At 65.2% G+C, this 24,747-nt stretch carries 23 protein-coding genes; 9 read left to right on the top strand and 14 right to left on the bottom strand.

Going from position 1 to position 24,747, the window contains the following annotated elements; all coding sequences use genetic code 11:
* Positions 1–2 precede the first annotated feature (2 nt).
* Entirely contained in the window at positions 3–1,244 is a 1,242-nt protein-coding gene (locus tag ACFR9U_RS01855) for a potassium channel family protein (protein ID WP_247377264.1), read from the bottom strand.
* 131 nt (positions 1,245–1,375) lie between these two features.
* On the opposite strand from ACFR9U_RS01855, the gene ACFR9U_RS01850 reads away from it, so the two are divergent.
* The gene (locus tag ACFR9U_RS01850) at positions 1,376–2,524 is read left to right on the top strand and encodes an NAD-binding protein (protein WP_247377266.1); all 1,149 of its coding nucleotides are present in this window, start codon (positions 1,376–1,378) and stop codon (positions 2,522–2,524) included.
* A 3-nt stretch (positions 2,525–2,527) separates the two neighbouring features.
* On the opposite strand, the gene ACFR9U_RS01845 is transcribed toward ACFR9U_RS01850, so the two are convergent.
* The 6 genes from ACFR9U_RS01845 to ACFR9U_RS01820 form a co-directional block, all read right to left on the bottom strand.
* The gene (locus ACFR9U_RS01845) at positions 2,528–4,126 is read right to left on the bottom strand and encodes an HPP family protein (RefSeq protein WP_247377269.1); all 1,599 of its coding nucleotides are present in this window, start codon (positions 4,124–4,126) and stop codon (positions 2,528–2,530) included.
* A 41-nt stretch (positions 4,127–4,167) separates the two neighbouring features.
* Complete coding sequence (locus tag ACFR9U_RS01840) at positions 4,168–6,333, bottom strand: hybrid sensor histidine kinase/response regulator (protein ID WP_247377271.1); 2,166 nt, start codon at positions 6,331–6,333, stop codon at positions 4,168–4,170.
* 88 nt (positions 6,334–6,421) lie between these two features.
* On the bottom strand, positions 6,422–7,147 hold the full coding sequence (locus ACFR9U_RS01835; protein ID WP_247377273.1) for a nucleoside phosphorylase: 726 nt from the start codon (positions 7,145–7,147) through the stop codon (positions 6,422–6,424).
* 41 nt (positions 7,148–7,188) lie between these two features.
* Positions 7,189–7,692, bottom strand: coding sequence for a hypothetical protein (locus ACFR9U_RS01830; protein WP_247377275.1), 504 nt, complete (start codon positions 7,690–7,692; stop codon positions 7,189–7,191).
* The gene (locus ACFR9U_RS01825; protein WP_247377276.1) at positions 7,689–8,342 is read right to left on the bottom strand and encodes a hypothetical protein; all 654 of its coding nucleotides are present in this window, start codon (positions 8,340–8,342) and stop codon (positions 7,689–7,691) included. Before ACFR9U_RS01825 ends, ACFR9U_RS01830 begins: the two co-directional genes overlap by 4 nt.
* A gap of 509 nt (positions 8,343–8,851) precedes the next feature.
* Positions 8,852–9,700, bottom strand: coding sequence for a DUF63 family protein (locus tag ACFR9U_RS01820; protein WP_247377278.1), 849 nt, complete (start codon positions 9,698–9,700; stop codon positions 8,852–8,854).
* Positions 9,701–9,780: 80 nt separating this feature from the next.
* On the opposite strand from ACFR9U_RS01820, the gene deoC reads away from it, so the two are divergent.
* Complete coding sequence (deoC, locus tag ACFR9U_RS01815; RefSeq protein WP_247377280.1) at positions 9,781–10,425, top strand: deoxyribose-phosphate aldolase; 645 nt, start codon at positions 9,781–9,783, stop codon at positions 10,423–10,425.
* Between the two features lie 21 nt (positions 10,426–10,446).
* Here deoC and ACFR9U_RS01810 read toward each other — a convergent pair whose 3' ends face one another.
* Complete coding sequence (locus tag ACFR9U_RS01810) at positions 10,447–12,117, bottom strand: spermidine synthase (protein ID WP_247377281.1); 1,671 nt, start codon at positions 12,115–12,117, stop codon at positions 10,447–10,449.
* On the opposite strand from ACFR9U_RS01810, the gene ACFR9U_RS01805 reads away from it, so the two are divergent.
* Positions 12,116–13,375 (top strand): tRNA (N(6)-L-threonylcarbamoyladenosine(37)-C(2))-methylthiotransferase, encoded by a 1,260-nt coding sequence (locus ACFR9U_RS01805; protein ID WP_247377283.1) that lies wholly within the window; start codon positions 12,116–12,118, stop codon positions 13,373–13,375. The two genes, ACFR9U_RS01810 and ACFR9U_RS01805, sit on opposite strands and share 2 nt — an antisense overlap.
* A gap of 30 nt (positions 13,376–13,405) precedes the next feature.
* Here ACFR9U_RS01805 and ACFR9U_RS01800 read toward each other — a convergent pair whose 3' ends face one another.
* From ACFR9U_RS01800 to ACFR9U_RS01790, 3 genes are all read right to left on the bottom strand, one after another.
* Positions 13,406–13,996, bottom strand: a complete 591-nt coding sequence (locus ACFR9U_RS01800) for a methyltransferase family protein (RefSeq protein ID WP_247377285.1) — start codon at positions 13,994–13,996, stop codon at positions 13,406–13,408.
* 63 nt (positions 13,997–14,059) lie between these two features.
* Entirely contained in the window at positions 14,060–14,995 is a 936-nt protein-coding gene (locus ACFR9U_RS01795; protein WP_247377287.1) for a cation diffusion facilitator family transporter, read from the bottom strand.
* A 64-nt stretch (positions 14,996–15,059) separates the two neighbouring features.
* Positions 15,060–15,602, bottom strand: coding sequence for an HIT family protein (locus ACFR9U_RS01790; RefSeq protein ID WP_247377288.1), 543 nt, complete (start codon positions 15,600–15,602; stop codon positions 15,060–15,062).
* 338 nt (positions 15,603–15,940) lie between these two features.
* Here ACFR9U_RS01790 and ACFR9U_RS01785 point away from each other — a divergent pair, with 338 nt between their 5' ends.
* From ACFR9U_RS01785 to ACFR9U_RS01775, 3 genes are all read left to right on the top strand, one after another.
* Entirely contained in the window at positions 15,941–16,141 is a 201-nt protein-coding gene (locus ACFR9U_RS01785; protein WP_247377290.1) for a DUF7835 family putative zinc beta-ribbon protein, read from the top strand.
* Positions 16,142–16,749: 608 nt separating this feature from the next.
* Positions 16,750–17,859, top strand: coding sequence for a DUF2334 domain-containing protein (locus tag ACFR9U_RS01780; protein WP_247377292.1), 1,110 nt, complete (start codon positions 16,750–16,752; stop codon positions 17,857–17,859).
* 74 nt (positions 17,860–17,933) lie between these two features.
* A complete protein-coding gene (locus ACFR9U_RS01775) occupies positions 17,934–19,397 on the top strand; it encodes a glycosyltransferase family 2 protein (RefSeq protein ID WP_247377294.1) in 1,464 nt (487 codons plus the stop codon).
* 119 nt (positions 19,398–19,516) lie between these two features.
* Here the strand turns inward: ACFR9U_RS01775 and map are convergent, their stop codons facing one another.
* Positions 19,517–20,410 carry a type II methionyl aminopeptidase gene (map, locus tag ACFR9U_RS01770; RefSeq protein ID WP_247377296.1) on the bottom strand — a complete coding sequence of 298 codons (894 nt, stop codon included), beginning with the start codon at positions 20,408–20,410 and terminating at the stop codon, positions 19,517–19,519.
* Positions 20,411–20,607: 197 nt separating this feature from the next.
* On the opposite strand from map, the gene icd reads away from it, so the two are divergent.
* A complete protein-coding gene (gene icd / locus ACFR9U_RS01765; protein ID WP_247377298.1) occupies positions 20,608–21,870 on the top strand; it encodes an isocitrate dehydrogenase (NADP(+)) in 1,263 nt (420 codons plus the stop codon).
* 53 nt (positions 21,871–21,923) lie between these two features.
* On the opposite strand, the gene ACFR9U_RS01760 is transcribed toward icd, so the two are convergent.
* Complete coding sequence (locus ACFR9U_RS01760) at positions 21,924–22,262, bottom strand: cupin domain-containing protein (RefSeq protein ID WP_247377300.1); 339 nt, start codon at positions 22,260–22,262, stop codon at positions 21,924–21,926.
* A 103-nt stretch (positions 22,263–22,365) separates the two neighbouring features.
* Between ACFR9U_RS01760 and ACFR9U_RS01755 the strand changes: the two genes are divergently transcribed.
* Positions 22,366–22,890 (top strand): DUF5817 domain-containing protein, encoded by a 525-nt coding sequence (locus ACFR9U_RS01755; protein WP_247377301.1) that lies wholly within the window; start codon positions 22,366–22,368, stop codon positions 22,888–22,890.
* 150 nt (positions 22,891–23,040) lie between these two features.
* Positions 23,041–23,457, top strand: coding sequence for a hypothetical protein (locus ACFR9U_RS01750; RefSeq protein ID WP_247377303.1), 417 nt, complete (start codon positions 23,041–23,043; stop codon positions 23,455–23,457).
* Between the two features lie 11 nt (positions 23,458–23,468).
* On the opposite strand, the gene hmgA is transcribed toward ACFR9U_RS01750, so the two are convergent.
* Positions 23,469–24,680, bottom strand: a complete 1,212-nt coding sequence (hmgA, locus tag ACFR9U_RS01745) for a hydroxymethylglutaryl-CoA reductase (NADPH) (RefSeq protein WP_247377305.1) — start codon at positions 24,678–24,680, stop codon at positions 23,469–23,471.
* Positions 24,681–24,747: the final 67 nt, after the last annotated feature.

The raw sequence follows: 24,747 nt of genomic DNA, 5'->3' as shown, positions 1-24,747 counted from the left end.
CGCTACGCGACTGCCTCCGCGAAGCGGTCGAGCGCGTCGCGGCTGCCGACGGCGAACACGTCGTCGCTCTCCGTGAACTCGAAGGTTCCCGTCGGCACGAGCGTCCAGCCGGACTGCCGTCTGACCGCCAGCACCGCGACGCCGTAGGCTTCCCGGACGGTTGCCGTCCCGAGCGTCGCGCCCTCGATCGGACTGCCCGACGTGACCGTGAACCGCTGGAACAGCTTGCCGTTTCGCCGGAGGAGCGAGACGAGTTCGTACTCCAGACGGCTCCCCTGGGCCTCGACGACGACCTGGACGGCGTCTGCCTCGACCAGTTCTCCCGCGTCCCGGTGTGGGACGGCGACGGTGAGCCGACCGCGACCGCCGGTCGTCGTCGGCGCTCGGACCGGCGACGAGACGGGTTCCTCGTCGTCTTCAGTCGGGTTGGCCGCGTCGCGTGTCGACGCTGCCGGCTGCTCCCGGCCGGACGCGTTCTCGTCCGACTGCGCGCTGACGACGGTTCCGACGAGTCGCCCGCCGTCCGTGACGAGTCGGACCTCGTCGCCGCGCGCGAGTCCCGTCGGAACGAGCGTCTCGACGGAGACTGCGCGTTCTCCCATGGAGACGCGTTTCGAGAGTCCCGAGAACGGCGGGGCGGCGACGACCGACGCCTGGCCGCGCTCGTCGATGCTGACGGCCACGTCGCCGAGGTCGAACTCGGTCCGGAGTCGTTCGGCGAATCGCGTTTCGAGCGCCGAGATCCGGAGGTCCGCCGGGAACGTGTACTCGGCGTCGCGGATCTCTGCCCGCAGGTCGGCGGGTAACGGTGGAAACCCCTCCATGTCCGCCACGTCGCCGGTGACGCGAATCCTGACTTCGTCGAGGCCGCCGATGAGTTCGACGACGTCACGCGAGAGCGTCCGCTCGCGGAGCGTCGACAGCGAGAGCCGCTTTGGCACGGTCTCGCCCATCTGATCGCCCTTCGCGTGTGCGTACAGCGAGAGCGCGGCCACGACGAGGATGCCGGTGACGAGCGTGGGCGCATTCGCCGATTCGGTCACTGCCGGATTCGCCAGCGCGAGGAGGCCGCCGCTGACTCCGGCGAGCGCGACTGCCAGGACCAACACGCCCAGGGGCGGGATGGTCACGCCGGTGAAGTACTTAAACCCGAATCCCAGCGCCCACGACACGAGCGCCGGGATGATGCCGGTGAGGATTCCGAGATAGATGCCGAGGAGGATCTCGACTGGTGCCGACGCCATACGCCGGAGCATGCCACCTGCTCACTAACCAGTACTGGCGACACCGTTTCCGGTTACAAACTCGCCCGGCGACCGCCGGCGATGTTCGCCTGTCCCGCGAACTTATCCGGCCGCCCCTCCGAACGGTGGACATGGCACCCCGGGGGACGCTGCTCCGCACCCGCGCGGCCGTCGTCACGACGACGATCGTCGCGCTGCTCTCGTTCGGGACTGGCATCCTGAAAATCGGTGCCACCGACGTCCAGGGGCCACTGGCGCCCCACGTCCCGACGGCCGTCGCCCAGACCGCCGGGTTCACCGGCGCACTCACCGGCTTTCTGATGCTGGGGAGCGCCCTCGGCCTCCGCAGGGGACTGCGCGTGGCCTGGTATTCGACCGTCCTGCTGTTGCCGATGACGGCGCTCCAGGGGCTCGCGCAGTCGAACGTCGCGTCGTACCCGCTCGTGGTGCTGTCGCTGCTCTCACTGCCGGCCGTCCTCATCAACTACCGGCGGTTCGACCGACACCTCGACCTCTCGACGGCGCAACTGGCCGCGGGTGCCGCCCTCGCGGGGACCCTCGTTTACGGAACGGTCGGAGCCTACGCGCTGCGCGCGGAGTTCGACGGCGTCAACACGCTCACCGACGCGATCTACTACACCATCGTCACGGCGAGCACGGTCGGTTACGGGGACGTCGTCCCCTCGCTGTCCGCGCGGGCGCGACTGTTCTCCATGTCGGTCGTCCTGCTCGGGACGGTCAGTTTCGCGCTGGCACTCGGCTCGCTGCTCGGTCCGGCCATCGAGGCCAGACTCGCACATGCACTCGGAACCATGACTGACAGACAGCTCGAACTGCTCGAGGACCACGTCGTCGTCCTCGGCTACGGCGACCTGACGGAACCGATCATCGAGGAGCTCCAGGGCGCGACGCCGTTCGTCGTCGTGACCACCGACACGGCCGCGGCCGCGGACCTCCGCAACCGCGACGTCGACGTACTCACGGCCGACCCCAGCGACGAGGACCCGCTCCACCAGGTCGGCATCGCGGACGCTCGCGCGGTCGTCGCGGCGACGAACAACGACGCCGACGACGCGCTGGCGATCCTCACCGCCAAATCACTCAATGCCGATATTCGCATCGTCGCGGCCGCGACCGAACGCGAGAACGTCGACAAACTGCGCCGTGCGGGGGCGGACGCGGTCATCAGTCCGGCGCTGATCGGCGGCCACCTGCTCGTCGAGTCGGCGCTCGGCGACGCGGACGTCGAGTCGCTCGCCGACCGACTCCTCGAAGAGTGAGAATCACTGGCGGAACTTGCGGTCGACGATGGCCACGTCGCAGTCGAGGTCCTGGATTCGCTCGAAGGTCGGCGGCGAGATGAGCCGCGAGGCGGCGCTGCGGTCCATGCTCGCGCCCATGAACACGAGGTCGTACTCGGCGGCGTGATGATCGAGGAACTCGGCGATGGGGTCGGGGGAGACGAGCGTCTCCAGTGGCCCGTCGAACGGGTCGACCAGGTCCGAGAGCATCTCCTGGGCGCGCCGCATCTTCCGTCCCTGCTCGACGCAGTTACAGACGCTGACCTGTCCGGTCTGTCCCGTCAGTCGGATCGCGAAGTCGATCATCGCGTGGGCGACGTCTCCTGCCCGGCGGACGGGGACCATCACGCGCCGCCACCGGGTTCGCCCGCTCTGTGAGCGGTGAACGAGCACGTCCACGTTCCCCCGAAACAACGAGCGGACGAACGGCGAGAGGCTCCCGTACTGTTCCTCGTAGGGCGTGGCGATGAGGTCGCAGTTCGCCTGCCGCGCCGTCTCGAGGACGAGCGAGGCGGTGTTCCCGGTGTCGACGGCGACGACGACCTCGCAGGGGACGCCGACTTGTGTTTCGATCTCGGCCGCCCGCTCTTCGAGCCGCGTCGCTGCCGCCGCGACCGCTCTGTCGGCGGCGATCTTGTCCATGAGGTCGGCGGGAGAGAGACCAGGTGATCGCGGCTCCGAGTCGGTCGCGCCCTCCGAGACCGTCTCCTCGGAGTTTGGACTGCCGCCGTCTGCGCCGACGTTCGGGGAGAGCCGGGCGGCGTCACGGCTGAGGAGTTCCCGCTGGGCGGCCGCGACCGCTTCACTGTCCACGATGTCGAGCAAGACGACCTTCCCGGCGTCGTGGGCCGCGGCGAGTCGGGCGCCGAGCATCGCCGTCTGGTCCGCGGACTCGGTTCGCATCGGGACCAGCACGTGGTCGTCCCCCTTCGTCGATTCGTAGAGGTACTGGGCACGCTGTTCGTAGAACTGGCGGTACCAGACGACGAACGCGCCTGCGACGAGCGTCGAGGAGACGAACACGCTGGCGACGTACGTGAGTTGCGGCGTGACGGTGACCGTCACGCCCGACACGAGCACGACCGAGATGTCGGCGACGTTTCCCACGTCGATGATGTGGACCAGGAGCGCACTGGAGTACGCGGACGCTTCCTCGACGTTCAGGAGCCACGTCACCAGCCCGGTCAGGAAGATACTGACCGCTGCGGCGGTCGGCGAGACGGTAAAGCCGCCGGACTGTGTGCTTCCCGTCAGGAGTTCGTAGGAGAACCAGCCACACAACGCACCGATCGTGAGGCCGCCGATGAACCGGCTGGGGGAGGCGTACTCGCTTTCGGGCTCGGCAAAGAGCGTGTACGTCCCTGACGCCAGCGGCGGAAAGAGGAGATACGGCAAAATCCCGACTGCGTTGGACAGCCAGGTCACGAGCGCGATGAGCAGCGGCACGAAAATCACGATCGAGAGGTGAACGAGGTTGCGCGTATTCTCGAGCCAGCGACGGATCTCGTAGCTCTCGCGGCGCTCGAACCGCCTGATTCGCGTCAGTGCGGCGTGGTAGCGCTCACGCAACCGGTCGCGCATGGGGTGGCCTATGCTGACCAGCGTATAAAAACGATCCGCCGCTACCTCGTCTCGACCGAGGAGAACTCGAATCGCGCGCCACCCGACGCGCTTTCGGTGGCGGTGACGTCCCAGCCGTGGGCGCCAGCGATCTCGGCGACGATCGCGAGTCCGTAGCCGGTCCCGTCTGGCGAACGGGAGTACCCGGACTCGAAGATCCGATCCCGTTCCGCTGGGGGAATCCCCGGCCCGTCGTCGGCGACGTAGAACCCGTCGTCGGTGACGCCGACCGTCACGGTGACGTTCGAGTCGCCGTGTTCGACCGCGTTCCGAAAGAGGTTCTCCAGCAGGCGCGTGAGTCGGTTCGGGTCGGCCCGGATCGCCCCCGCGTCGGGAACGCGGAGCGTCGCCTCTCGCGTCTCGACGTGGAGCCAGGCGTCTTCGGCGACCGTCGTCAGGGCGACGCGGTCGCTGTCAGCGACGGTTTCTCCCTGTCTGGCCAGCGTGAGGACGTCGTCGATGATGTCGTCGATGCGGTCGTGCGCGCGATCGACGTGGTCGAGGTGGGTCGTGAGCGTTCCTTCGCCGGGGGCCGATCGGTCGGCCAGTTCCCTGCGGAGGAGCTCGGCGCGTCCCATCGCGACTCCGAGGGGATTTCGCAGGTCGTGGGAGAGCACGTCGGCGAACGCGTCGAGGCGTTCGTTCTGTCGTTGGAGCTGTCGTTCGCGTTCTTTGCGCTCGGTGATGTCACGAACGATCCCCGTCGTGCCCCGGTACGCGTCCTCGTAGGGGAGGAGGGCGAGTCGGTTCTCGAAGATCCGCTCCTCGCCGTCGTCCTGATAGGCGACGAACTCGAACACGGCCTCGTCAGCGTCGCTGTCGGCAGAGAGGAGGTCACGGAGAGCATCGACGTGTTTCTCGAGGGCCGACTCCGCGACGACGCCGTCCGTGACCAGTTCCGGGATCGACGTGCCGAGGAGCTCGGATTTCGGTCGGCCGATCATCTCGGCGCCGGTCTCGTTGATCTCGATGATAGTCCCACCCGCGTCGATGGCGAGCGCCACGTCGGGAATGGTCTCTACGATCGTCTGGTACATGGCCAGGTCCCGCTCGCGCTCTTTGCGCTCGGTCACGTCCCGCAGGATCCCGACGGACCCGACGTATTCGTCGTCTTCGTCGGTCAGGATGGCGACGTTGTCCTCGAAGATACGGCGGTCCTCGCGCAGGTCGGTCTCGAACTCGAAGCGGCCGCGGTCTCGGCCATCGCTTTCGAGGAGCTCCTGGATGAGCGTCGTCCCCTTCCTGACTGCCTCCTCGCTCATGTACTCCGAGACGTGAGCACCTTCGAGTTGGCTCCGCGGAACGCCCGCGTGGTCAGTGAACCCCTCGTTGACCATGGTGATCCGGCCCTCCGTGTCGAGGACGTACATCGGGTCACCGACGGTCTCGACGAGCGTCCGGTACTGTTCGAGTTCGCGCTCGCGGCTCGTGCGCTCTGAGACGTCCCGACAGATGGCCATCACTGCTGGCTCGCCGTCGTAGGTGATCCGCGAGGACGTCAGTTCGATGGGCACGCGCTCGCCGTCTGGCCGGAGGGCAGTGAACTCGTAGCGGTTCGGAACGTCGCCGCCGTCTTCGCGTCGCACGTACCGGTCGGCAAGGATTTCCCGGTCCTCCGGGACGACGAAGGAGGGCATGGACGCCCCCTGAACCTCGTCGACTGTCGTGCCCAGGATCGTCGCCGCCGTCTCGTTTGCGAACGTGAACGTTCCGTTCTGGACGATGAGGACGCCGTCGTTCGCCTCTTCGACCAGCGTCGAGTACTTCTGTTCGCTCTCTTCGAGGGCCGCCTGTGTGCGTCGCCGCTCCACCGCGTTCCGGATGCGGTTGACGAGCACCTCGTACTGCTCGGTGCCGCTCTGTTTCTGGAGGTAGTCGGTGACGCCGGCGGAGATCGCTTCGCTGGCGATCTCTTCGCTCCCTTTCCCCGTAAAGAGGATGAACGGGAGGTTCGGGTGGGATTCTCGAACCCGCTCCAGAAACGTCAGGCCGTCGGCGCCCGGCATCTCGTAGTCACTGACGATGCAGTCGACGGACGTCGACCGCAACGTCGCGAGCGCTGCGTCGGCGTCCCGTTTCGCGATGATCTCGATGTCCTCGGTGTGCGCTCCCATCCACGCGGACACCAGCTTCCGCAGTTCCTCGTCGTCGTCGACGTGCAGTACCATAACGTGATCTCGAATCCTACCACCCCGGCAAGTATTTCTCCGTTTCCGGTGATCAAATAAAATAATTCCGACGAGACAGTGCCCGGATTCAGAGCGTCGTCGTCGCAGCCAGTGCGATTCGGATGGCGCGCTCGACGTTGTTCTTCGCTTTGGTCGGCAGCTCCTCGTCGTCGGTTTCGCCCTTCTGCGTGCCCTCGACGAGGTTGCCGTCGACCGTACAGATAGCGCCTGCTCGCATTCCCTTTCGCCGAGCCAGCGAGAACACGGCTGCGGCCTCCATCTCGACGGCCAACATCCCCGCGGCTTCCCAGTCGTCGACGTACGCCTCGGTTTCGGCGTAGAAGGCGTCGTCAGTGGCGATCGGGCCGACGTGGACGTCCTCGCCGTTTGCCTCCGCAGCGTCGACCAGCGCGGACAGCACGTCGTAGTCGGGGACGGCGGGGAGCGTCTCGCTCTCGTAGCGCTTCGAGGTCCCCTCGTCTTTGGCTGCCCCGGTCGCGACGACCATGTCGCCGATCTCGATGCCGGCCTGGAGCGCCCCGGTGGTCCCGACGCGGATGACCGTCTCGACGCCGACCGCGTGGAGTTCTTCGACGGCGATCGCTGCCGACGGACAGCCGATGCCGGTCGAACAGATCGTCAGGTCTCGTCCCTCGAAGGTGGCGTTGACGACCTTGTACTCGCGGTTCTCGGCGACGACGGTCGAGTCGTCACAGAGCGACGCGATCCGGTCGACGCGACCGGGGTCACCGGGAATCAGTGCGACGTCGGCCAGGTCCCCTTCGCTCACCAGGAGATGTGGTTGCTTGGACATGCGACTCCCTTGGGAGGGCCACTACAAAACCACGGGGGACTTCATCGGACTGCGGTCGCCGCCAGCGGCACGACGATCCCCAGCGACGCACCGAACACCGCCGTCGACGCGAGCCAGTGCCGCCGGACGGCTCCGGCCCGGTCGCGGGCAGCACCCCCGTATTGTGGGAGAATGTTGTACGCGAACACCCCGAAGCTGAACGCGGTGACGAGCGCGACGGCGACGGCGTGTGCGCCGAGAGAGAGACCCGCCACGCGGGAGACCGGGGGGAAGACGCCGTCCAGGGCGATCCCACAGACAGCGTACGCGGCGCCTGCGAGCGGGCCGAACGCGTGGTGAACGGCCACGGCAGCACGGCTGGACACCTGCGAGGGAACGGTCTGTTGGATCACCGACGTGGTGACGACTGCCGGCGTGTACCCCTCCGGGAGGCCCAGCATCGGGACGTTCATGAAGATCGCTGCGGCCAAGCCGGAGAGGATCGCGACGGCTACCCAGAGCGGTGCCGGCAAGGGTGTCACGTGCGTTGCGTGTGCGACGATCACGTTCCAGAATCCTCACCGCCACTCGATATCGGACCGAGGAACTGCGACAGCGAGAGGTCCGTCGACTCGACGTACTGCTTCGTCCGGTACGTGACGTACGACGGGAAGCCGATGAGGAAGAACACGAACGCCGTCAGGAACAGCCGGCCCACGGAGACGGGCAGTAACTGCTGAGTCGGCGTCGACGTCTCGGTAATCAACAGTCCCAGCAGGAAAATCCCCGCGAAAATCGAGTGCCGGCCGAGGCTCCCGATGAAGGCCCACTTCGGGCTCTCCTCGATCTCCGAAGCCTGTGGTGGCCGGCTCATCGGCTCTGTCACCGGTGCACCCGGGGGCGGTGAAACCTCGGCTGGTTCGTCGGCTGGCACGTCGACTTCAGCGGCCTCACTCTCGGGTTCTTCGGGTTCGGCAGGTGTTGCACGCCACCACACACGTCCGACGCCAACGTCCTTCGAGTCGATCTCCTCCCGATCGACCAGGTCTTCCAATCGGTTGAGCGTCGCACGCTTGCCGATGGGTAGCTCCTCGGCGACCTCCGACGTCGTCAGTACCGGGTCGTCGGTCGCCTCGAAGACTCCGAGAATGTTCTCGTCACGAGCCTTCTGGGCGGGTGCCCGAGGATACTCGTCTGAGTCGGAGTCTGAGGACATATACATCCATATTTCGTGCATACGCATTAACCTTGGGATTCTAACCATTACTGCTCAGAGGCTCTAACTCCAAATTTCGCCCTTACGAAGTAAGGTTCACGAGCAGTAACCTTTATGATTCACCGAGCGTATTGAACGGATAGGGACGCGGAGACGTGGACGGTTCCGTTCGGTGTCCGTCTTCGTCTGCCGCGTCCACACCCCCTCACCCCACAAACACCGAACCTCACTCTCGTACCCCCAACCCAACACCACGGGGCGGTCACTTCCGCCCCCATTTCGTACCCCCCAACACGTTCTCTCACTCGCCGGCCTGATAGCCACTGGCCTCCGTCTGAGACCTGGCGTTCGTAACGCCGACGTTAGCTTCCCCTATGGATCGCCGGGCAGCGATCCCCTCTTCGAGTCGCTGACGCAGTCGCTACGGTGAGTGGTGGGTCAGAATTCTCATGGTCCACCGGAACGGGCGGAAGCGACACGCACGACGGTCGGGGTGATCGAACGGCTACCTATATCGGTGCGGCAGCGAACAGCAAGAGGTTGTGCGCTCCTGGTCCGAGGCCGACAGCGGCGACGACGCCGAGACCGACGTTTCCCTGAACGGGGTCTTCTTCGACGAAATCGGCGAACAGGGCGAGCACTGCCACGGCGACGCCGACCTTCACGAGGACGAACAACCAGCCGGTCCCGACGACCGATGCTGTCGGAAGTGACCCGGCGACGTCCATGATCGCGCGGGGAATCGGGCTCCGCTCTGCCGTTCCGAACAGATCGACACCGATCGCCGTCGAGACGCCGTCGAGAACGTGCCCGAACACGACGAGCGCACCGAGACTGCCGGTCGCCGTCGTGATCGACGGTCGAACCGACCGGACGAGTACGTACACGACGGCCGTGAAGACGATCGAGAGGAGCAGACCGAGTACCGGGAACTGCAGTGAGAGGCTGCCGCTGGCTGCCCCGGCCGCCAGCACGACTGCACTGGCGAGGATGGCCGTGACGAAACCGACGCCACCCAGTAGCGTGGGCACAGTGAGGCCTTCGATGGCGACGAGCGTCGTCCAGACCCCGCCAGCGACGAGGAAGGTCGTGGCGTACACCGTCGGGGCACTCAGGAGCGGTGCCACGACGGCCGGTGCGCTTTCGAGCTGGTAGAGAACGTGTAACGCCGCCCCGGTGACCATCCACGGCCCGAAGGCGACGACTACTCTCCGTGTAACGGCCGGTCGTTGGCGGAAGAGGCTGCCACCGACGACGGCGAGCCCCACCACAATCCCAGCCAGATACGGGAGTGGTGGAACGACGAGACCCTCGGGGAGCACCTGCAACGGAACCGGTGTGAGGCCACGCGGGAGCATATCGGAGGGGGCGGGCCGGCCGCCGAAAGCCTTCCGGTACTCCCGGCCACCTTTTTAACCAGGCGACTGTATGGGCGCGCATGGACGTGCCGGGACGGATCGACCACACGGTTCTCGGGCCGACGACGACGGACGAGGACGTGTTACGAGTGCTCGACGAGGCCATCCAACACGGGATGAACGCCTGTCTCCCACCGTGTTACGCGGAACTGGCCGCGAGCTACGCGCCCGAGACGACGATCGCGACGGTCGTGGGGTTCCCGCAGGGGCAGCACACGTCCCGCGTCAAAGCGACCGAGGCCGAACGGGCGTGGGACGCCGGCGTCGACGAGATCGATCTGGTCGCCAACGCCGGCCGACTGAAAGCCGGCGACGAGGACGCGTATCGCGACGACGTCGCCGAGGTCGTCGCAGCCGTGCCGATCCCGGTGAAAGTCATCGTCGAGGCGCCGTTGTTGACCGACGAGGAGATCGACCGCGCGTGTGCGCTCGCCGCCGAGGCGGACGCCGACATGGTGAAGACGGCGACCGGCTTCGCCGACGGCGGTGCGACGGTGGCCGACGTCGAACGCATGAGCGAGCACCTCCCGGTCAAAGCCAGCGGCGGCATCGGCTCGTGGGCGGACGCCGAGGCGATGCTCGACGCCGGCGCCGAGCGCATCGGTGCCAGTAGCGGCGTCACCATCGTCGAGGAGTGGCGAGCGGCGGCCGAGCAAGAGGGGTGAGTCGCTGTGGAACTGACCGGATCAGTCCGTAGTGTCGTTCGCCCGCTCGACCACGTATCGCTCCCCGGCCTGGGAGCGGAGTAACCGGTCGACGGGTGCGTAGTCGTCGCGGAGGATCGGTGCGTCTCCGACCGGCACGTTCGACCGATACTGCGAGACGGGTTCGGCGAGCTCGATTCCGACGTCGCGTTCGCGTTGCCGCCGCTCGAGTTCCGCACGCGTCACCCGAGTCGCGGTCTGCGTCGCGATCAACTCGATGTTCTGCCGTGAATTCCGGTCGGCGGTCGGGAAACTGTAGACCGTCGGGAACACCTGGTTCATGGTGCGGTACTCGGCGCGGTAGAACGCGGACCCCACGCCCGACCGCGCGGAGATGACGTTCGCGAGCACGACGCCGTCGTCTGTCAGGTGTGTCCTGGCCAGGCGCATGAACTCGACCGTGGTGAGGTGGTGTGGCGCTCGATCGGATCGGTAGGCGTCGACCACGATCAGATCGTACGTCCTGTTGGTCTGGTCGAGATACACCCGGCCGTCCATCGTGTGGACCCGGAGGCGATCGCTCTCCTCGACGTCGAAGTACTCTTTCGCGACTCGAACGACTTCCGGGTCGATCTCGACGACGTCGACGGTGGCGTTGTACTCCTCGACGAACCGTTTCGGCCCCGAGAACCCGCCGCCACCGATGAACAGGACGCGGTCGACCTCGGGGTCGTCTCGCAGAAGCAGTGGCAGGTGGAAATAGCGCGAATACTCGAAGACGTACCTGTCGGGCCGGTCCTTGTCCAGGGCGCCGTGTGGTGAGCCGTCGAGATACAGCGTCCGAATCCCGTTGTCGTCGGCGACGCGAAGGTCCTGATAGGCGGTCTGGGTCTGGTAGACCGTCGAGTCGCCGACCGTGGTCCCGACGGTCGCGAGGGTGAACGCACCGACCAGAAGCGCGAGGACCAGCACCGCGCCGCCCCAGTTTCTGGTGTCCGATCTCGGGGTGACCGTCGCAGCCGCACCGACCAGCATGAGACCGAACGCGAGTCCGATCGTGGTCACGTCGACCGAGGGGATCAACACGAACGTCGTTCCGAACGCACCGACGATGCTGCCGACGGTTCCCAGGGCGTAGACGCGTCCCGAGGCGGTACCGGTGCTTTCGGCTCTGTCGAGTTCGGCCGCGTACGGGCTGACGAACCCGATCAACACCGTCGGCGGACCGAAGAGGGCGGTGATCGGAATCACCGGCGCGTACCGCTGGGGGACGGGGAGCCCCGCCATCGCATCGAGAAACGGCTCGCCGAGGACGATCACCACCGCGACGCCCATCGCTGCGCCGAGCAGAACTGACGCCATCGCACTTCGGGACGCCTCGACGGCGGCGCGGACGCCGCCGATCCAGTACCCCAGGCTGAGGGCGGCCAGGAAGACGCCGATGATCGAGCCCCAGACGTAGATGCCGCTGCCGAACGTCGGTGCCAGGAGCCGACCGGCGAGGATTTCGAGCCCCATGCTCGCGACGCCGGCGATGAACACCGCGATTCCGGTCCGTGAAATCGTCGGCGCCGAATCGGCTGCCTGACGGTCCTGCGTCACGCGCGGTCGTACCGGGACCAGCGGGAAAACGATGCCGAGTTCGACCCGGATTCGGGAGTGCAATCCGTCGCGCTTTTGCTCGCCCAGCCGCGAGTAGCAGACGAGTCGCATGGCCCGCTATCACATCGAGACGTACGGGTGTACCTCCAACCGCGGGGAGACCCAGCAGATCGAGCAGGCGCTCCGCGAGGGGGGCCACCACCCGGCGGACGCCCCCGACGAGGCCGACGTGGCGATCCTCAACACCTGTACCGTCCTTGAGAAGACGGAGCAGAACATGCTCCGGCGGGCCAAAGAACTGGACGCCGAGACGCCGGGCGATCTCGTCGTCACGGGCTGTATGGCGCTCGCGCAGGGCGAGCTGTTCCGCGAGGAGGAGATCGACGCGGAGGTACTCCACTGGGACGACGTTCCACAGCACGTTCTCAACGGCGAGTGCCCGACGGTCACGCCGGACACCGAACCGGTGCTCTCCGGGGTCGTCGGCATCCTCCCGATCGCTCGCGGTTGCATGAGCGACTGTTCGTACTGCATCACCAAGCAGGCGACCGGCCGCATCGAGAGCCCGTCCGTCGAGGAGAACGTCGAGAAGGCGCGCTCGCTCGTGCACGCGGGCGCAAAGGAGATCCGAATCACGGGCCAGGACACCGGCGTCTACGGCTGGGACACCAACCAGGGAACGAGTCTCCTCCCGGAACTGCTGGACCGCATCTGTGACATCGACGGCGAGTTCCGCGTTCGCGTCGGGATGGCCAACCCGAAGGGCGTTCACGGCGTTCGCGAGGAACTGGCCCGAGTGTTCGCCGAGAACGAGAAGCTGTACAACTTCCTGCACGCGCCGGTCCAGTCCGGCAGCGACGACGTGCTCGCCGACATGCGCCGCCAGCACCACGTCGACGAGTACGTTGAGGTCGTCGAGACGTTCGACGAGTCGCTGGACTACTGGACGCTCTCGACTGACTTCATCGCGGGCTTCCCGACCGAAGAACCCGCCGATCACGAACAGAGCATAGCGCTGATGCGTGAAACCCGCCCCGAGAAGATCAACGTCACGCGGTTCTCGAAGCGGCCGGGCACCGACGCCGCGAACATGAAGGGCCTCGGCGGCCAGGTCAAGAAGGACCGCTCGAAGGAGCTGAGCGAACTGAAGATGGACCTCGTCGGCGAGGCGTACGAGGAGATGGTCGGTACCGAGCAGTCGGTACTGTTGATCGAGGACGGCACCGACGAGTCGCTGGTGGGCTACGACGAGGCCTACCGGCAGGTCGTCATCGCCGACGGCGAGGAGCGCGGACTCGAACTCGGCGACGTCGTCGACGTCGAGATCACGAGCCACAACACCGTCTACGCGTTCGGGGTGCCGAGCTAGCGATTCGGTCGTATTCCGGAGTCGACGGCGTCACCAGAGTCCCGGCACCAGCCGGTAGGGCGTTCGCTCGGCGTACTCCTCGTACGCGTCGCCCAGTTCCGCGCGCAATAGCTCCTCCTCGACGGTGATACGGTACCAGTACCCGACCGCGAGGGAGACGGCAACGACCGCGAGACTCAGCCAGTTCGCGAAGACGACGCCGATTCCGAGATAAGACAGCGTGCTCCCGAGGTAGCTCGGGTGGCGGACCCAGTGGTACGGGCCGTCTTCGATCACGGACTGGTCGTCCTCGACACCGAGGTCGACCGTGAAGTACCGTCCGAGTTTCTGAACGGCGCACTCCCTGAGTACGCCGCCGGCGATCAGAAACACGATGCCGAACCAGAAGGCCGGTCGCGGAGCTCTCATCGCTGCCCACGGTGCGACGTAGTGAAAGGCGACAGCTGCCACGATGCCTGCACTGGTGAGAGTGCCGAGTACGAGTTTCGAGTGGCGGCGTTCGCGCCGGACCGCACCCGTTCGTTCCCGGCCCAGCAGTCGTGCGTTCAGCAAGACCCATCCAAGGAACACGGCGTAGAACACGTACGTGTATGGAGGGGTGTCGATCAGCGACGGGGACATAGTCTGGTGTTAGTCGGGCACTCTGGTAAGTGTTGGTGGCGCAACTCGAACGCACTGGGGCGCTCACGAGTCGCCGTCTGCTTCCGGTTTCCGGCCGACGAGACGGTCGATCTCGGCGTCTTCTTTCCACTCGCCGAGTTCCTTGGGGTCGACGTGGACGAACACGTCGTCGACTTCCGGGAGCGCCCGGATCGACTCGATGATGGCCGTCTCGATGTCGTGGGCTTCTAGTAACGTCCGGTCGCCCTCGACTTCGATGTGGAGCGAGACGTCGATCTCCGGACCGACGTAGTGGGCGATGACGTCGTGGGCGCCTTCGACTTCTGGGTGAGCGAGCGCCCGACGGACGATTTCGGCGCGGAGGTCTTCCGGCGGCGCGGCACCGACGAGGTAATCGAGATTGTCGCGGACCACGTCGACGCCGGTCGCGAGGATGCCGATCCCGACGAGGGTCGCAGCCAGCGGGTCGAGCAGTGGGAAACCGGCGGCAGCACCGGCCACGCCGACGAGCGCGGCCCCGGCGGTGAGGATGTCGAGTCGGTTGTCCTTCGCCGTCGCGATGACGGCCGGCGAGTGGTGCTCGCGGCCGATCTTGAGACAGAACCGGTAGAGTACGTACTTTGCGGCTGCCGCCCCCGCTAGGACGCCGATCGCGATCGGGTTCCGGGTGACGGTCACGTTCCCCGTCAGGAGTGCAGTCCCCGACTGCCAGATGACGGCCGCGCCGGCGGCGAAGATCCCGAGCGCGATGAACAGGCCGACGAACGGTTCGATGCGCTCGTGGCCGTGAGGGTGCTCGAAGTCCGGCGGCTGCGTCGTCAGGTAGATCCCCGCGAGGATGACGACGCTGTAGACGGAGTCTGCGAGGCTGTTGACGGCTTCGGACCCGACGGCGAGACTGCCGGTGACGTACCACGTCGCACCTTTCGCCAGCGCCAACAAGAGGTTGACACCGAGGACGACGACGGCGACTCGTCGAAGGGCCGAAGACCGTGCCATTACCCACCCTTTCGAAACGTGGCACTAAAAGTCGCCCGTGGCTGTCTGCGCGTGCGCAGTGATCTCACTCGACGATCACTGCCTGGTCCTCGCCGGGGACTGTGACGCCGTCCTGCTCGCCAAAGGCTCCGTGCAGTCGTTCCCAGGTGTCTGCGACGGCCTCGACGATCACCTTCGTGTCGCTGATGACGGGCATGAAGTTGGTGTCGCCGTCCCAGCGAGGGACGACGTGGGTGTGGAGGTGATCGTCGATGGACCCGCCGGCCGGCCCGCCGCCGAGGTTGAGGCCCGCGTTGAACGCGTCCGGTTGCAGTGCCGTCTCCATCGCCTCGATCGTTCGCTGTTTGAGTCTGGCGTGATCGAGCAGGACCGCCTCGTCCAGGTCCCGGTAGTCGCCGGTGTGCTGGTGGGGAATGACCATCGCGTGCCCCGGGTTGTACGGGTAGTTGTTCAGCAGGACGAACGCGTGCTCGCTCCGGGCGACGAGCCGGTTTTCGCGATCGTCCTCCCAGTCGGGGAGTTCGCAGAAGACGCACTCCTCGACGTCCGCGTTCTCGTCCGACCGCTCGATCCAGTCGATTCGCCAGGGGGCGAACACCTGCTCCATAGGGGTCCTGTGACCCCGACTCGCATAACGGCCACGGACACTCCGTCTCGGAGATAGTATTGCTCCTGAGAATCGGATACCCCGAGTATTGGCGCCGAAACCCGACCAGAATCAAAGTCTGAAAACAATCGACCGGTTCTGGGCGAATGCGACTTATAAATCGTTCGGCCGTTTTCATCGCTGGGAGTCAGATGGGGGCCTTAGAACGGTCCTTGAACAGTTTCGACGACTCTCAACGTCTCAGGGACAAAACCGCAAGAAGGCGGCCGAAAAACGGTATGAACGGAGCCGAACGAAATGGGGTTTTTATGCTCCCATCGTCGGTACGCCACGGTGTGATGTCAGCCACCGACGGCACGTTCGATGGGATGACCGAACACTGTGAACACTGTGGACGTGAGACACCACACGACGTCTCCGTTCAGATCATGACGGAGAGTTCGAATCCCGAGAACGCAGAGTACTCGCGTGAACCGTACCGTGTGAGCGAGTGCCGTATCTGTGGCGCCCAAACCGCGCTTCGCATGAACAACGCGTGAGCTGACATCCGGTTCATCCCGCTAACTTCCTCCCCTTGCACACTTCTGGAATGGATGAATGTGGTAATGTCTGACGCTTACCGGGATTACAGGTGACGAGTTGTGTCCGGACTGTTACCATTTTTTTAACAATTCCCGAACTGGGAAGTGTATGCTGAGTGACACTTCCTTCAACTACTTTGTGACTTCCGGGCCCGTCTCGGTGATTGGAATCGGACGTCGACGCTGGGGTAAAGACTGTCTGTCCGGAGTCGTCTGCTGTATAGACAACCGCTTCTACACTTCACTCGCCAACGTGATTTCTGCTGTGAGTGATTGTAGGTTGTACATGGAGTAAATTACAACGACAATGTATGTAGTACAAACACCCCTCAATGTCGGAACCCGGTGGCATCCGCTCGTGTCGAGACTGCGGGGCGGAACTCGTTCGGATCACGGCAGTCGAACACTCCGTCTGCGGGTGTATCAAACCAGAATCGGCCTTTCAGGCCGCGGCTGCGTGCCCTGAATGCAGCGACGACTACACTGCTGCCACTGACGCGTTTGTCGAGGTCGCCACATATTTCGTCTGCTCGAAGTGTGACGAGCGGTTCGGAGTTGCAGAGATCGTGACTCAATCCCCGAACGAGACGAATGACGACGTGGTCGAAGCCGTCGGAGAGTATTCTCCGGAGGCCACTGGCGACGCGTCACTACCCGACGGGGAACCCCGCGACCACGGACGTGGTGGATATCTTCCGCTCTCTCCTGACGCGTCCGTCAGTCTCCGGCGCCGTCTCCTTACTGGTGTCGTGCTCGTCGTCATCCTCACGATCTCGATAACAGGGACGCTCGTGGCTGGACCGTACGTGAACGCTCCCGCCGATGCCAGTCCGCCGACGCACCGGGTTCAGACGATCGTTATCTTCCGGAACGACGACATACAACCGTACTATCGGACGGAGACGATGCGCGCAGTGGACCGGATCTTTGTGGAGGAATCCGTTCCCGTGACGCAGGGTATCATTCCGATGACCGGTGACCGTCCTATCGACGAAACAGACGATACCTGCACGTATCTGCGACGACGACACCGACGCCACCCTGAACTGTTCGAGTTCGCTCTTCACGGCTACACGCACGAGAAATTGACAGCGTTCTACAGCGGTAGTGAGTTCGGCGGGCTCTCGCCCCGAAACCAACTCGAGCGCATCCAAAAGGGGACGAAAATCGTCAAGCAGTGTGTTGGCGAGCGACCAGAGACGTTCGTCCCGCCAATGAACACCTACGATAATACGACGGCGAAGAAAGTCGCTCAGGTCGGCTATCAAACGATCTCTGGTGGTAGCTGGTTCACCCGCGAGTACTACGGGAAGACGTCGCCGTTCCGGGCACACGGAGTGTCCCACGTCCCGAACTCGGCGTCGTTCGTCGCAGACTGGTCGACCAATCGATTTCGGAACGACACCGAACTCACTGACGACTTCGACCGCGCGTATCGCAACGGGACTGTCTATGTACAGATGATCCACTATCCGACGTTCGACACTCCGGCCAAGCGGGAGCGACTGCGCCAGTTTATCGACTACATGCAGTCGAAAGAGGGCGTCGCGTTCATGACGGTCGATCAGTATACAGACGGCATTCAGCGTGGGACGATCCGTCGCGTCGACGATGGGTGGATCGTTCCGTGCACCGCAGACTGTGACCGTACTGTGAGGTCCGGGGCTGCGGGGTGATCCGGATGGAGAGCTCTCTCGCCTCACTTCGGACCTGGAGAGACCGCATCGACTGGGCCTCACTGGTGGTGAGCGTGCCGTTAATCATACTCGGCTGGCTCCTGCTGGCAGAGACGGACCGTCGCGTCGTCTTCGCACTCGCCGTGTTCACTGGACTGTTAATCGGGTACCTGATCTGGTCGTATGTGGTCGTCCGCTACACTCGACGACTACAGGGTCTGTTCACGTTCCCGCATCTCGTCGTCGCGCTCGTCGGGTGTGGCATCACCACTGCCTGGCTCGGGTGGCTTCCGACAACTGCTGCCGGCCTCGTTCACTTCCTGGCGCTGTTTCTCGTCCTGACGTCACTCTGGTTCATGTTCCCACTGGCGACGATCCACACCACCACCAGCCACACCGCGTTCGACGCCGACGAGCAACTGCCGACGATTAGCGTCATCGTTCCGGCGTACAACGAAGTCGGGTACATCAGACGAACCGTGTCGGCAATCCTCAACGCCTCTTATCCGGCCGAAAAAGTCGAGGTCGTCGTCGTCGACGACGGGAGCACCGACGACACACTCTCGGAGGCCCTTTCAATCAGTGACGAACGAGTCCAAACCGTTCACAAGGAGAACGGCGGGAAGTATTCAGCACTCAACTACGGACTGTTGTTCGCATCGGGCGACGTCGTCGTCTGTGTCGATGCCGACAGCGTCATCGCCGACTCGGCGCTCAAAGCTGCGGTCTCGCCGTTACTGGCTGATCAGTCGATCGGTGCCGTCGCCGGGAGGGTCAAGATCGAAAACGGCGGATCGCTGATCCTCGCTCTGCAGCGGTTGGAGTACATCGTCGGCCTGAACGTCTACCGGCGCGTTCTCGATTCGTTCGGGACTGTCCCGATCGTTCCCGGTTGTCTCGGTGCCTTTCGCCGGGAGGCGATCGAAGACGTCGCTGGCTACGACCCCGAGACGCTCACTGAGGACTTCGATCTCACCGTGAAATTGCTGCGCGCTGGCTGGTCGGTTCGAACGAGCGAGGCGACCGTGTATACTGAAGCACCGGATACCTGGTACGACCTGTATCTCCAGCGGATGCGCTGGTACCGGGGAAACGTCATGACGCTCTTGAAACACTGGCGTGTTGCACTCGACCACCGATACGGCTACCTTCACCGAATCTCGTACCCGATGCAGGTCGTCGAAATGTTCGTGTTGCCGCTGGCGAGTTGGATTATCCTCGGCGTTCTCGTTCAACGTCTCCTCGCCGGCGACGTGGTCAGAACAGTGGCGATGTTCGCGGTCTACACCAGCGTGGTCCTGGCCATCTCCGTCTTCGCAGTCAGCGTCGAGCGGGACGACCTGTCGCTGTCAGCGCTCTCACCGCTGTTCGTTATCGGCTACAAACATTTCCACGACCTGCTCGTCTTCAAGAGCATCCTCGAGGTCTGCCTTCGCAGGGACCTCGATTGGACGGGGCCGAGACGGATTCTCAACCGAGAGCAAACCGACAGTGTCCCGGAAGAACACTCGTCAGCCGAAACGCGATCGGTAGATTGAGGTCGCCGATTACCGTGTCTCCCTGTTGCGATTTCGTTACGCAACTACCGTCCTCATCGAAATCGTTGACTCACCGTGTGACTCGATAGCGGACGGTCCGTGGCTGCTCGTCAGCCGCATTATAACTCCGTCGTCACTTCACAGCCGTCCTCGGTGACGATGATCGTGTGTTCTTTCTGGCTCACCAGACAGCCGTCCTCTTCTTTGAGAACGGGGTAGCCGTGGAGGATGTTCTGCTGTTTCAGGCGGCGGACGGCCATCTCCGCGCGCGAGGTGTCGAGCCAGCGGGTCGCGAACGGGAGCGTCCGGAACTCGTCGGTGATCTGCTTGAGCGCTTGGCGCGCCTGGCGGTTGCGGACCGAGCCGTCGTTTTCGAGGGCGAAGATTTCCTCGTCGCTCCCCTCGCGGACCTTCCCGGCGCCGTCGGTGGCGAACGGCTCGATGGCGACGACGTCACCGACCTCGAACTCGATGCCCTGATCGACCGCGCGGTTCGGGATGTTCGGTGGCGTGTGCTGCTCCCAGTGGCCGAGGCCGTGGCCAGTCAGATTCACCACGGGGTTGTAGCCGTAGCCCTCGATGACGTCCTCGATGACCGCGCCGACCTCGCCGGTTTCGACGCCGGGTGCGACCGTATCGAGGGCGGCCTCGAGCGCCTCCTCGCTGGCCTCTGCGAGTTCGGGGTTCCCGGAGAGGTCGACGGTGACGGCGGTGTCGGCCAGCCAGCCGTCGACGTGGACCCCGATGTCCAGGTTGACCATGTCCTCGCCGAACGTGCTGGTGTCGTCGATGCTCGGCGTGGCGTGGGCGGCTTCCTCGTCGATGCTGATGTTGACCGGGAACGCCGGCTCGCCGCCGAGTTCGCGGATGCGGTCCTCGGCCCACTCGGCCACCTCCAGGTGGCTGGCACCGACTTCGACCTTCTCAACGGCTTCGTTGCGTACCTGCGCGAGGATCTCACCGGCCTCCCGGTTTTTCTCGTACTGCTCGGCGTCGAGGTCCACGTCTGTCATACACGCTCGTTCGGCGAAGGGCGGCAAAGGACTTGTGTTCGGCGCGGTTCCGGCCGGCAGCGACGGGTCGGTGCCCACGCGGAAACTGGTCGGATGCGCCGCGTCGTCGGTCGCATTGCAAATAATCTTCCCGAAAGTTGTCGAGAGTTTCCCTAGAAGCGGTAGGCCTTTTAGCCCGACGTGTGAAGTTCGGCCATATGTCCTACGAGAAGGTCGATGTGCCCGCGGACGGCCAGAAAATCGAGGTCGTAGACCCGGACAACGACGAACTCGACGTGCCGGAGAACCCGATCATCCCCATCATTTACGGTGACGGCATCGGTGTGGACGTCGGACCGGCAGCACAGCAGGTGCTGGAAGCCGCTGCGGAGGCGACCGGACGCGAGATCAACTGGATGCGCGTGTACGCGGGCGAGAGTGCACGCGAGAAGTACGACGAGAACCTCCCGAACGACACCACCGAGGCGATCCGGGAGTTCAACGTCGCGATCAAGGGGCCGCTGACGACGCCCGTCGGCGCAGGCTTCCGGTCGCTGAACGTCGCGCTCCGGAAGAAGCTCGACCTGTACACCAACGTGCGCCCGACGTATCACATCGAGGGCGTCCCGTCTCCGGTCAAGCGCCCGGACCAGATGGACATGGTCACGTTCCGGGAGAACACCGAAGACGTCTACGCCGGCATCGAGTGGGAAGCCGGCACCGAGGGCGCCGAGAAAGTCCGTGACTTCGTCGAAGACGAGATGGGCTTCGACAGCACCATCCACGACGGTCCGGTCGGCATCGGCATCAAGCCGATCACCGAGTTCGGGACCAAGCGCCTCGTCCGGAAAGCGATCGACTACGCGCTCGAGAACGGCCGCGACTCGGTGACGCTCGTCCACAAGGGGAACATCATGAAGTTCACCGAGGGCGCGTTCCGCGACTGGGGCTACGAGGTCGCCGAAGAGGAGTACGGCGAGGAAGTCATCACCGAGGACACGCTCTGGGAGGAGCGCGACGGCGAACAGCCCGAGGACGCGGTCGTCGTCAACGACCGCATCGCCGACAACATGCTCCAGCAGATCCTCACGCGCACGGAGAACTACGACGTGCTCGCCCTGCCGAACCTGAACGGCGACTACCTCTCCGACGCCTGTGGCGCCCAGATCGGTGGTCTGGGCATCGCACCCGGTGCGAACTTCGGTGACGGCCGCTGTCTGGCCGAACCCGTCCACGGCTCCGCACCCAAGTACGCGGGCCAGGACAAGGTGAACCCGACCGCGATGATCCTCTCCGGGAAGCTCATGCTCGAGTACATGGGCTGGAAGGACGCCGGCCAACTCGTCGTCGACGCCGTCGAGGAGACGATCAAGTCCAAGCACGTCACCTACGACATCGAGCGCCAGATCCAGAACGGCACCAAGCTCGCCTGCAGCGAGTACGCCGAGCGCGTTGCCGACAACATCCGCGACCTCGCCTAAACCGACCGGATCACGCCCCGATTTTTTGCCGCGGTCCCACCGACCACCAGCCGTTACTGTGCCCAGTCGGGGTCGGGCCGCGCCGGCGCGAACACGTCGAGCCCGCGAACCGGGTCGTCGCCCCGGTTGACGGCCGCATGTGGCTCCTCGCTCGGAATGGCGTACGACTCGTTCGCCCCGATGACGAACTCCTCCCCTGCGACCTCGAAGACGAGCGTGCCGTCGTACACGTAGCCCAGTTGTTCGTGTTCGTGGCTGTGTTCGGGGACCGTCGCGCCGGGTTCGACGTGGAAGTGCTGGATGCTCATTCGGTCGCCCGCCACGAGCTGCGTGAGGTGGACGCCCTCGACCACTTCGACCGTGTTCCCCGCGGACAGCGTCTGTGTATCCATGGAGCGCCACATCGAACGGCGACCACCTAAGCCTTCCGCGGGAGCTGCGACCCCCCGACCTCTCGTCGGAGGATTCAATGGGCGTCACCTCCCAGCCCCTGCCATGTACGCCGTGGTCGGGTGCAGCGAATGCAGCGCGCTCTGGGTCGTCGAGGGACGGCCCGAGCGCAGCGAGTGTCCCCAGTGCGGGACGACTCGCCAGTACGCCAAACGCAAGCAGTTCGTCACCACCGAGGACCCGGACCACGCCCGCGAGGTCCGCGCGGCGATGCTCGCCAAGCGACAGGGCCACGAGGACGCCTTCGCCGAACTGGATTCGTTCGCCGAGATGGACACGTACGTCGACGAGGTCGGCGTCGACGACGAAGAGTACCTCGAAGGCTCGGGGATCGACGCCGACGAGGTCGCCGCCGCCGGGAAGCGCGTCGAACAGGGGAGCGGCGGCGGGCAGAGCCGGAAAGATCTCGTCGTGCGTGCGCTGCGGGACCTCGACCAGCCGACCGAGGACGACGTGGTCGGATACGCCACCGACCGCGGCGTCCCCGCCGACTACGTCCGAGACGCCCTCGACAAACTCGCCCGCCGCGGCGAGGTGACTCGGAGCGACGGCACGTATCGGCTGCTCTGATCGGCTGTCGTTCCGCGGTCGGCCCGTGGCAGTCGCTTCACTCTCTGGTTCGCTGACGCGTTCAGCCGAATCGCAGCGACATGATTGTCCGATAGAAAATTTCACTGGCCAGACTGCGACATTTATCGGTGAAACTGTGGACCAGTAGTCATGGACGAGCAGACGGGATCGACCGTGAGCGTATCGATCTACGGACTGTGGGGGCTGCTGGTGCTGGGGACGCTGGCGGTCCTGACGGACGTGTCCCTGTCCCGGCCGACGGTGCTCGGCCTCCGATTCCACCGCGTCGGGCAGCTGTTCTTTTTCCTGGCGTTCGTGATCGGCGCGGTCGGCTTCTCGCAACTCGGCTACCGTCGGTACACGTTCGGGTTCGCGTTCCTGGCGGCTGGGTGGGGACTGCTGTTCGCCGACCGACTGCTCGGTGCGGAACTCGGCGACCTGTTCATCCCGGGGCTCGTCGTCCTGTTCGTCATCGGGATGGCGCTGCTGCTCGTGGGAATCGTCTCCGACGAACAGGCGCAGGAGGTACTGGTGCCGACCGCGGAACCGCTCGACGACGTCGGGTGAATCCAGGCCCGCTATCGTCCGAGTTCTTCGTGGGCCGAGGAGAGGTGACTCGACGCCAGTGCCCCGAGCAGGGAGAGTTCGCCCGCGAGTGCGCCCGTGGCGATGACCTCCGCGAGCGCGTCGGCGTTGCTGCCGGAGGGGTCGCCGCCCCCGCGGACCCCGACGACGTCCAGGGCTTCGGCCTGCGTCGGGAGCTTCGTCCCGCCGCCGACCGTTCCCACTTCGAGGCTCGCGATCGTGACGCTGGCGTACAGCCCCTCCTCGCGGGCTTCGACCGTCGTGATGGCGTTGGAGCCTTCGACGACCTGGGCGATGTCCTGCCCCAGCGCGAGGAACGCCGCGGCGACGACGTTGGCCGCGTGGGCGTTGAATCCCAGACTGCCCGCTTTGGCCGACCCCACCAGGTTCTTTCGGGTGTTGGCCTCGGCGATGGCGTCCGCGGTCGTTTTGAGTTTCGCCTCGACCTGGTCGTGCGGGATGAGCACGTCGGCTGCGACCGTGCGACCGCGCCCTTCGACGGCGTTGATGGCTGCTGGCTTCTTGTCGGTACAGAGGTTGCCCGAGAGCGCGACGAGCGAGGCCGGCGTCTCGTCCTCGACGAGGTCGCAGGCCTCCTGGGTGGCGATGGTGGCCATGTTCATCCCCATGGCGTCTTTCGTGTCGTAGACGAACCGGAGGAAGACGGAGTCGCCGACGACGTACGGCGTCACGTCGGTGAGCTCGCCGTGGCTCGTGGTTGACTCTGCGGCCTCGGCCAGGCGGTCGACGTTCTCGCGGGTCCAGGCGGCGACCGTCGCTGCCTCGCCCACGTCGGCGACGCTGAACACCGGGGCGCGGGTCATCCCGTTTTTCAGGACGCGAGCGGTCGCGCCGCCCGCTTCTCGGATGGCCGAGCAGCCGCGGTTGACGCTGGCGAGCAGCGCGCCCTCCGACGTGGCGAGCGGGAGGTAGTGTTCCTCGTCGGCGGCTTCGCCGTCGACGGGGACGGGGCCGACGACGCCCATCGGGACCTGCGCGCCGCCGATCATGTTCTCGATGTTCGGTTCGGCGGCCTCGGCGTCGAAGGCGTACTCGCCGACCGTCGAGAGGTCGGCGCCGGTCTCGGCTTCGAGCAGTTCCCGCCGGGCGGCGGCTGCCGTCTCGTGGTCTGCGTGGGCCTCCAGTTCGTGGAGCCGGAGCTCACCGTCGCGGACGCGGTCGGCGAGGGCACTCGGGTCTGTCATTGGACGTGGTGTCACACCCAGCCCTCCTAACAATTGCCGATTCGTCGAAACTGGTGGTGTGGGACGA

The organism is Halorientalis brevis (assembly GCF_042678165.1).
Lineage (GTDB): Archaea > Halobacteriota > Halobacteria > Halobacteriales > Haloarculaceae > Halorientalis > Halorientalis brevis.
The sequence above is the reverse complement of the archived record's forward strand: the minus strand, read 5'-3'. Positions and strand labels throughout refer to the sequence as shown.